Origin of the sequence: Mesorhizobium sp. M2A.F.Ca.ET.037.01.1.1, assembly GCF_003998075.1 — a bacterium.
Classification (GTDB): domain Bacteria; phylum Pseudomonadota; class Alphaproteobacteria; order Rhizobiales; family Rhizobiaceae; genus Mesorhizobium.
Map to the genome: position 1 here is coordinate 1 of NZ_RZSA01000142.1, position 9,669 is coordinate 9,669.

Sequence of the window (9,669 nt, forward strand, 5' to 3'; positions counted from 1 at the left end):
GCCGCTGACATAGCCGGCGGGGATGCCCAGCCCGCGCAAGCCGGCGATCATGATATGCGAAAAATCCTGGCACACGCCGCGCTTCAGCGCGAAGGCGTCGCCCGCCCGCGTCTGCACCGTCGTCGCCTTGCCGTCGTAGGTGAAATCGCGATGGATGCGATTGCACAGATCGGCCGCCGTAGCCACCGTTGAGCCGGCCAGGCTTTCCCGCGCATAGGCCGTGATCGCGGCATCGACGCCGACATGATCGCTGGCGGCGAGGAAATGATGCGGCGCGGATGGCGACAGGGAGCGGACCGAGCCGAGTTCCTCTTTGAGCTGCTGCAGATCCGGCGAGACGTCAAGGCCGGGTTCCGGACGCGACACCGACACACGCGCGCTCATCTTGATGTCGAGGCCGTCATGGACATCGCGAAAGGCTATCGCGGTGACGTTGTTGCCGAAGAAATCGAAAAAATCCGTGCGCTCGGATGGGTTTGGCACGAAAGACAGCGAGGCGACCACGACGCGCTGCACGCCCGCGATCGTAGGCGGCAGCACCCGCACCTGATGCCGGCTGCCACCGGCCGCGGCGTCATAGTCGTAGCTGAGGTGAAGCCTGATATCGTACAGCATGCTAACCAAAATAGGCTTTGGCTAGGCTGTTATAGAGATTGCCGATCTCGGTCGCGAGATCATCAAGCACATCCGCCGTCATGTCCGATGGTTCCCTCACTGCGATTGCAGTGTTGAGCTGCAGGATTTCCTTCGCGGCCGTCGACATATGCCCCTCGCCGCCGACCGAAGGCAGCATGCCGATCTCGGTTTTCAGCCGCTCGAGTTGGAAAAGGACCGAGCGCGGATTGAGCGGGTCGAGCGCCAGCAGGTCGATGACCGTGCGCCGCCCGGCCTGCACCGGATATTGCCGGCGATGGGTCATGACGCTGTCGCCGATCTCCAGCATCATGTCGAGCGCGCCCTCCGGCGCCCCTTTCCTGGTCAGCCGGCTGAGCGTGCGGGCGATCTGGATACCCCGTTCCAGCCTGCGGCCGATCTCCAGGAAACGCCAGCCTGTGAAGCGGTACATGTTCTCATGCAGCAGGCCGGAAAAGCCGGCGAGCTTGCGCAGCATGACCGTCATCGCCCGCGTCGCGTCGTCTCCGGGCGCTACCGTCTCCGCGAACTTGTGAACAGTCTTCGACAGATCCTTAAGCGCCAGCCAGCCATCGGGCGAGAAGCGGTCACGAATCTGGCCAGCACTGTAGACCGCGCTGTCCAAGGTCCCGATCAACCCCGGCGGTATCGCCGTTCCGACGTCGATGCCGTACGGCTCGAGATAGTCCCTGATATCGGCCAGCAGCGGCATGTCCGGATCGGACGTCTCGGCAAGCCGCACGTGATAGGCGCGCAACACGCGCAACGTGTCTTCCGAGCGCTCGATATAGCGTCCTAGCCAGGTCAGGTTCTCCGCCGCGCGGCTGGGGAGGCTGCCCGGCATGCTGCGGGTGAAGCTCTCATGTTCCTGCGGCAGCAGCGTCTCGCGCTCGACCGGCCTGTCGCTGACCACCCAGACATCCGCGGCCTGGCCGCCGCGCTGCATGGCGATCGCCGTCGGGTCGAGCGAGAAGCCGACGCGGGCGAAGCCACCGGGCATCACGGTCCAGCCTTCCGGCGTGCGCGCCAGATAGACGCGCAGGCTGGCGGGTCGTGGTTCCAGCAAACCGCCGACAAACACCGGTGTGGTCGACAGCGTCACCGCTTCCTGGCCGACGAAACCGGCGCCATCCGCTTCGATCCGCGCGACGAGCTCGGCCCGCTCGCCGGCCGACAGGGATGATCCGAGCCGGGTCGCGCCGTCGTCCTCGAAGGCGAGCCGGGTCGACAGCGCCGGGCCGACCACCATGCGGTCGATATTGGCAAGCACATGGGCGCGCTCGCTCTCCTGCCCGCACCACCAGGTGGCGATGTTCGGCAGCTTGAGGTCGTCAGCCTGCAGTTCCCGCGCGATCCTGGGCAGGAAGGACAGCAGCGCCCGCGTCTCCATCAGGCCTGAGCCCAGCGCATTGACGGCCGACACCGTGCCGCGCCGGATCGCCTCGACCAGCCCCGGCGTGCCGATCTGCGAGTCCGGCTTGAGTTCCAGCGGGTCGGCAAAGGCCGCATCGAGCCGCCGCCACAAGACGCCGATCGGCATCAGGCCGGAAACGGTGCGCACCATCAGCCTGCCGCCGGAGACGGTCAGGTCCTCGCCCTCGAGCAGCATGATGCCGAGATAGCGGGCGATATAGGCATGCTCGTAATAGGTTTCGTTGAGCGGCCCCGGCGTCAGGATGGCGACACGACCGCTGGAATCCTTGGCCATACCGTTCAGCGCGTCGCGGAAGCGGCGGAAGAAGCCGGCAAGGCGGTGCACATGCATCTCGCCATAGATGTCCGACAGCGCCCGCGTCGTGGCGACACGGTTCTCCAGCGCGAAACCGGCGCCCGACGGCGCCTGGGTGCGGTCGCCCAGCACCCACCAGCGGCCGTCCGGGCCACGGCCGAGCTCGAAGGCGACCATGTGCAGGAAATGCCCGCTGGCCGGCCTCACGCTGGCGATGGGGCGCAGATATTCCGGGCTCGCCGCGATCAGCCCGGCCGGCAGGATGCCCTTCTCGATCAGCCGGTTCGGCCCATATATGTCGGCCAGGATCGCCTCGAACAGGTCGGCGCGCTGGACCAGTCCGGCGCTGATCTCGGCCCATTCCTGCTCGTCGATCAGCAGCGGAACATAGGCGAGCGGCCATTCCCGCTCATTGGCGCCTGCCTTGTCATAGACGCGGTAATAGACGCCTGCATCGCGCAGATACTGGTCGGCCCGGGCAAAACGCTGCCCAAGCCGCTCCGCCCCCAAAACGTCGAGTGCGTCGATGAAGGAGCGCCAGGCCGGACGCGGGCTGCCCGACGCGTCGACCATCTCGTCGACGACGCCTTCGATCGGCCGGTAGCGTTCCAGCAGGCTCTGCGCCCGCGGCCTGCCGCCCGCCCGTTTCTGATTCCCCTTGGCCATGGTCGATCAGAGTCTCGCCGGCCGCCTTAGGTCAAGGGTCATCGGGAATTCTTCAGAGGCTTCTTCGTCGCGCAGCACATAGCCGCCCGGCGTATGGCCGCGTGGCTCGAAGCGGGCAAGTCGCCGGGCCTCGGCCTCGTTGCCGTTGACCGGGAAGGTGTCGTAGTTGCGGCCGCCCGGATGCGCGACATGGTAGACGCAGCCGCCGACCGAGCGGCCCGACCAGCGGTCGTAGATGTCGAAGACCAGCGGCGTGTTGACCGGCAGGGCTGGATGCAGGCCGGAGGCCGGCTGCCAGGCCTTGAAGCGCACGCCGGCCACCGCGACCTCTCTGGTGTCGGTAACCTTCATCGGCACGATGCGGCCGTTGCAGACGATGGCGTGACGCTCCGGATTGAGGCCTTCCGTCCGCACCTGCAGCCGCTCGACCGAGGAATCGACGAAGCGTACCGTGCCGCCGATCGCACCCTGCTCGCCCATCACATGCCAGGGCTCCAGCGCCTGCCTGAGCTCCAGCTTCACGCCGGCATGCTGAACCTCGCCGCAGAAGGGGAAGCGGAACTCGAGCTGGGCCGCGAACCATTCGGGGCGGAAGTCGAAGCCGTTGAGCTTCAGATCCTCCAACACGTCGAGAAAATCCGCCCAGACGTAATGCGGCAGCATGAAGCGGTCGTGCAGCGACGTGCCCCAGCGCACGAAGCGTCCGTCGAGCGGGTTCTTCCAGGCGCGGGCGATGATCGCACGGACCAGCAACTGCTGGGCGAGGCTCATGCGCGCATTGGGCGGCATCTCGAAACCGCGGAATTCGACCAGTCCCAGCCGGCCGGTCGGGCCGTCCGGCGAGAACAATTTGTCGATGCAGATTTCCGAACGGTGCGTATTGCCGGTCACGTCGGTCAGGAGGTTGCGGAATAGCCGGTCGACCAGCCATGGCAACGGTGCATTGCCCTTGTCCGGATGAGGCACCTGCGCCAGCGCGATCTCCAGCTCGTAAAGTGAATCGTGCCGCGCCTCGTCGAAGCGCGGCGCCTGGCTGGTCGGACCGATGAACAGGCCGGAAAACATATAGGACAGCGACGGATGCCGCTGCCATTGCAGCACCAGGCTCTTCAACAGGTCGGGCCGGCGCAGGAACGGGCTGTCATTCGGCGTCGCGCCGCCGACCACGACATGGTTGCCGCCGCCGGTTCCGGTATGGCGGCCATCGATCATGAACTTGTCGGTGCCGAGCCGCGACTGCCGTGCTTCTTCGTAGATCGCTGTGGTGGTGGCAACGCATTCGGTCCAGTTGGCGGCCGGGTGGATGTTCACCTCGATGACGCCCGGATCCGGCGCCACGCGGATGACGTTGAGGCGCGGATCGTGCGGCGGGGCATAGCCTTCAATATGCACCGGCAGGCCGATGGCCTTCGCCGCGTTCTCCGCCGCCGCCACCAGTTCGAGATAATCCTCCAACGCCTCGACCGGCGGCATGAACACGCAGAGCCGGCCGTCGCGCGGCTCGACGGTGAGCGCGGTGCGCACCGCGCCGCCGATCTCCGTCAGTTGCTGCTCGACGCGGTCCTGCTGCGCGCTCGCAGCGGTGAAAGACACGGTCTGCTGGCGGCGTGCCATTTCGTCCGCGCCTTCCAGTTCAGCTGGCGACGGCTGGGGCAAGATAGCCTCGCGCGACGGCAGCGCGCCGCGCGGCACGGAGGGATCGACCGGCACGATATACGGGAATTGCGCCGGCGGAACATAAGGCAGTGTGCCCAGCGGCAGGCGATAGCCGACCGGGGAGTCGCCCGGCACCAGGAACAGGCGGCCCCGCCTCGTCTTCCATTTCTCCGAGCGCCAGCGCTGGCCAGCGGCCTGGCTGTTCCATCGCTGCACCGGCAGCACATAACCCGACGGCTTGGTCAGCCCGCGCTCGAAAACACGCGCCATGCGGCTGCGCTCTTCCGGGTCTTCCAGCTTCGAATTGGACGGATCGACATTGTCCGGCAGCTTGCCTTCCTTGAGCAGCCATTCGGCCGGATCTTCATAGGCCTCGCTCACCATCGCCTTGTCGATGCCGAGCTCGCCGGCGATCGCCGTGAGCAGGCTTTCGGCCTGTTCGGGACCGATCGCAGCATTGCCATTCTCGCGCGCGATCAGCGACGGGTCGCGCCACACCGGCTCGCCGTCGGTGCGCCAGTAGAGCGAGAAGGTCCAGCGCGGCAGGCTCTCGCCCGGATACCACTTGCCCTGGCCATAATGCAGGAAACCGCCCGGCGCGAAGCGCTCGCGCAGCCGGCGGATGAGCTGGTCCGCCTTGTCACGCTTGGTCGGGCCGACGGCGGCGGTGTTCCATTCGGCGGATTCGAAATCGTCGATCGACACGAAGGTCGGCTCGCCGCCCATGGTGAGCCGCACGTCCTGCTCGCGCAGAACGGCATCGACCTTGTTGCCGAGAGCATCGAGCGCTTCCCAGCTCTCATCCGAGAACGGCTTGGTGATGCGCGGATGCTCGGCGATGCGGTCGACCCGCATGTCAAAGCCAAAATCGACATTGGCGAAGCTCGCCATGCCGGAGATGGGTGCTGCATTGCGATAATGCGGCGTCGCTGCCAGCGGCACATGGCTCTCGCCGGTGAGCAGGCCGGAAGTCGGATCGAAACCGATCCAGCCGGCGCCTGGAATATAGACCTCGCACCAGGCGTGCAGGTCGGTGAAATCGACCGACGTTCCGGACGGCCCATCGAGCGACACCAGATCGGGCTTGAGCTGGATCAGATAGCCGGAGACGAAGCGTGCGGCGATGCCGAGATTGCGCAGGATCTGCACCAGCAGCCAGCTCGAATCCCGGCACGAGCCCTTGGCAGCGGCAAGCGTCTCCTCCGGCGAGAACACGCCTGTCTCCATGCGCACGATATAGGCGATCTCGCGCTGCAGCCTAGCATTGAGATCGACCAGGAAATTGACGGTGTTTGTCGGGCTGCGGTCGATGCTTTCCAGGAATTTCGACAGCAAGGGTCCCGCCGGCTCTGGCGTCCGGTAGATGGCGAGGTCTTCCCTGATTTCTTCCGGATAGTCGAACGGAAAGGTCTCGGCGCTCTCCTCAACGAAGAAATCGAACGGATTGTAGACCGTCATGTCGGCGACTAGGTCGACTTCGATCTTGAGTTCGGTCACCGGCTCAGGGAAGACGAAGCGGGCGAGGAAATTGCCGTAGGGATCCTGCTGCAGGTTGACGAAGTGGTTCTTCGGCTCGACCTTCAGCGAATGGCTGAGCACCTTGGTGCGCGAATGCGGCGCCGGCTGCAGCCTGATCACCTGGGGACCGAGCACCACCGGCCGGTCATATTTGTAGTGGGTCAGGTGATGAACGGCTGCCAGAATTGCCATGGTACCCCGGAGTTCGGCGTTTCAGTCGCCGAACCCTGACATAGATGCTGGCCATTCTCCAAGCAGAGATGTTGCGCTGCACCTAATTTAAGCAGCCTTGCCGGCTTAGAAAAACGCCTGGATGCCCGTTTGCGCCCTTCCGAGGATCAGCGCATGCACGTCATGCGTGCCTTCATAGGTGTTCACCGTCTCCAGGTTCTGCGCGTGGCGCATGACGTGGTAGCCGATCTGGATGCCGTTGCCGCCATGCATGTCGCGGGCCTGGCGGGCGATGTCGAGCGCCTTGCCGCAATTGTTGCGCTTGACGATCGAGATCATCTCCGGCGCCATCTTGCCCTCGTCCATCAGCCGGCCGACGCGCAATGAGCCCTGCAGTCCAAGCGCGATCTCCGTCTGCATGTCGGCGAGCTTCTTCTGGAAGAGCTGCGTGCCGGCGAGCGGCTTGCCGAACTGCTTGCGGTCGAGGCCGTATTGCCGCGCCCGTTGCCAGCAATCTTCCGCCGCGCCCATTGCGCCCCAGGAAATACCGTAGCGCGCCCGGTTAAGGCAGCCGAACGGGCCGCCAAGACCCCTGGCGTTGGGCAGCAGCGCTTCCTCGCCGACCTCGACACCTTCCAGCACCACCTCGCCGGTGATCGACGCGCGCAGCGACAGCTTGCCGCCGATCTTCGGCGCCGAAAGCCCCTTCATGCCCTTTTCCAGCACGAAGCCGCGGATTTCGTCCTTGCCGTTCTCACCCTTCAGCTTCGCCCAGACGACGAACACATCGGCGATCGGCGCGTTGGAGATCCACATCTTGGACCCGGAAAGTCTGTAGCCATTGGCCGTCTTCTCGGCGCGCGTCTTCATGCCGCCCGGGTCGGAGCCGGCATCCGGCTCGGTCAGGCCGAAGCAGCCGATCCATTCGCCTGAGGCGAGCTTCGGCAGGTATTTCTTGCGCTGCGCTTCCGAGCCATAGGCATGGATCGGATACATGACCAGTGACGACTGCACGCTCATCATCGAGCGGTAGCCGGAATCGATGCGCTCGACCTCGCGCGCCACCAGCCCGTAGGTCACGTATCCGGCGCCGAGCCCGCCATATTCTTCGGGAATGGTGATGCCGAGCAGGCCCGCCTCGCCCATCTCGCGGAAGATCGAGGGGTCGGTCTTCTCGTCGGCATAGGCTTCCTCGATACGGGGCGCCAGCTTGTCGGCGGCGAAGGCCGCCGCGCCGTCGCGCACCATGCGCTCATCCTCGGAAAGCTGGTCCTCGATCAGGAAAGGATCATTCCACACGAAAGCGTTCTTATCGGCGGCCATGGCCTCGGGCTCCCAGTACTTTTGACGTGCCCGGCTTATCCGCCTGCGCACGCGAAAAATCAAACGAAATTGCATCACGGATCAATGAGCGTTAGTAATGGATCATGAACGTTCAGCGCCGCCTCTTGCCGAACACCGCCGCGCTTGCCGCCTTCGAGGCGGTGGCGCGGCTTGGCTCCTTCACCGCCGCCGCGCGCGAGCTCGATTTGACTCAGGGCGCCGTCAGCCGCCAGATCAACCTGTTGGAAGAACAGTTCGGTCGCCGGCTGTTCGAGCGCGACAGCCGCAATGTCCGGCTGTCGGCGGCCGGCGAGACCTACGCCGAGGCGGTGCGCTCCGCACTTGGCCAGTTGCGCGACGCAACACTCGGATTGATGAGCAATCGGCATAGCGGAGCCTTGAACCTTGCCATCCTGCCGACCTTCGGCACGCGCTGGCTGATGCCCCTGATCCCGGATTTCGTAACGCGCCATCCCGATATCACCATCAACTTCGCCACCCGCATCGGACGGTTCGACTTCGCCCGCGAACGGCTCGACGCCGCCATTCATCACGGCATGCCCGATTGGCCGGACGCCGACTGCACGCTTCTGATGCGTGAGACCGTGATGCCGGTGGTTTCGCCGGAATTCCTGGCCAGCCGTGAGATCGCCACGCCGGCCGACATCAGCCGCCTGCCGCTGCTGCATATGGCGACCCGCCCCGGCGCGTGGAGCGAATGGTTCGAACACCAGGGGCTCGAGGCGCCGACCGGGCCCGGCATGCAATTCGAGCAGTTCGGAACGGTCGCCCAGGCCTGCATGGCGGGGCTCGGCGTGGCGCTCCTGCCGGAAATCCTGATCTCAGGAGAATTGCAGCGCGGCCAGTTGGTGCCGACGCCCGGCCGGCCGATGCAGAGCCGCAGCGCCTATTATCTCGTCGTGCCGAATGACAAGCGAGGCCATCCCCCGGTCGCCAGCTTTCGCGACTGGCTGCTGGGCCAGATCGGCAAGGAGCCGGCTGTCCTCGCCTGGTAGCTACTTCCGCTTCATCGCCTCGGCGAGCGCCGCGCCGAACGCGCCCTGCGAAGGCTTTTCCGACTGGCGCTGCGGCGCCGGCGAGCGCGGGGCGGGCTTGCCGCCGCCGTGATCGCGCTGGCTGCCACGCGGCGCGCCACCTTCGCCGCCGTCCTTGCGCATCGACAGGCCGATGCGCTTGCGCTTGATGTCGACATCGACGACCCGCACCTTCACCACGTCGCCGGCCTTCACCACCTCATGCGCATCCTTGATGAAGCGGTCGGCGAGTTGCGAGACATGCACCAGCCCGTCCTGGTGCACGCCGATGTCGACGAAGGCGCCGAAGGCCGCGACATTGGTGACGGTGCCTTCGAGCAGCATGCCTGGCTTCAAATCCTTGATGTCGTCGACGCCCTCGGCAAAAGTCGCGGTCTTGAAACCGGGGCGCGGATCGCGGCCGGGCTTTTCCAATTCGGCGATGATGTCGCGCACCGTCGGCAGGCCGAAGCGCTCATCGACGAAGACGCGTGGATCCAGCGCCTTGAGCGCGGCGCTGTCACCCAGCAAAGCGCGCACGTCGCGGCCGCAAGCGGCGACGATCTTCTTCGCCACGCCATAGGCTTCCGGGTGCACCGAGGACGCATCGAGCGGCTCCGCGCCATTCGGGATGCGGAGGAAGCCGGCGCTTTGCTCGAAGGCGCGCGGCCCGAGCCGCGCCACCTTGAGCAGGTCCTTGCGGCTGGCAAACGGCCCCGCCGCATCGCGATGCGCAACGATCGCTTCGGCGAGCGAGGGCCCAAGTCCCGACACGCGCGCCAAGAGCGGCGCCGAGGCCGTGTTGAGGTCGACCCCCCCCCCCCCCCCCCCCCCCCCCCCCCCCCCCCCCCCCCCCCCCCCCCCCCCCCCCCCCCCCCCCCCCCCCCCCCCCCCCCCCCCCCCCCCCCCCCCCCCCCCCCCCCCCCCCCCCCCCCCCCC

The 9,669-nt window shown here is 66.2% G+C and carries 5 protein-coding genes and 1 pseudogene; 1 reads left to right on the forward strand and 5 read right to left on the reverse strand.

Annotation, left to right across the window (positions count from 1 at the left end):
* The 4 genes from EOA27_RS09880 to EOA27_RS09895 all read right to left on the reverse strand — a co-directional run.
* Positions 1-615 (reverse strand): transglutaminase family protein (locus EOA27_RS09880; RefSeq protein WP_145970309.1); only part of this gene is annotated, 615 nt, incomplete at its 3' end.
* A gap of 1 nt (position 616) precedes the next feature.
* Positions 617-3,028: a circularly permuted type 2 ATP-grasp protein gene (locus EOA27_RS09885; protein WP_126081550.1), complete on the reverse strand. Its 2,412-nt coding sequence runs from the start codon at positions 3,026-3,028 to the stop codon at positions 617-619.
* Between the two features lie 6 nt (positions 3,029-3,034).
* Positions 3,035-6,394 (reverse strand): transglutaminase family protein, encoded by a 3,360-nt coding sequence (locus tag EOA27_RS09890; RefSeq protein ID WP_126081549.1) that lies wholly within the window; start codon positions 6,392-6,394, stop codon positions 3,035-3,037.
* A 105-nt stretch (positions 6,395-6,499) separates the two neighbouring features.
* On the reverse strand, positions 6,500-7,696 hold the full coding sequence (locus tag EOA27_RS09895; RefSeq protein ID WP_126081548.1) for an acyl-CoA dehydrogenase: 1,197 nt from the start codon (positions 7,694-7,696) through the stop codon (positions 6,500-6,502).
* A gap of 104 nt (positions 7,697-7,800) precedes the next feature.
* Here EOA27_RS09895 and EOA27_RS09900 point away from each other — a divergent pair, with 104 nt between their 5' ends.
* The gene (locus EOA27_RS09900) at positions 7,801-8,712 is read left to right on the forward strand and encodes a LysR family transcriptional regulator (RefSeq protein WP_126081547.1); all 912 of its coding nucleotides are present in this window, start codon (positions 7,801-7,803) and stop codon (positions 8,710-8,712) included.
* Here EOA27_RS09900 and EOA27_RS09905 read toward each other — a convergent pair.
* Positions 8,713-9,546 (reverse strand): annotated as a pseudogene (locus tag EOA27_RS09905) (helix-hairpin-helix domain-containing protein); the annotation flags it as partial.
* Positions 9,547-9,669 lie beyond the last annotated feature (123 nt).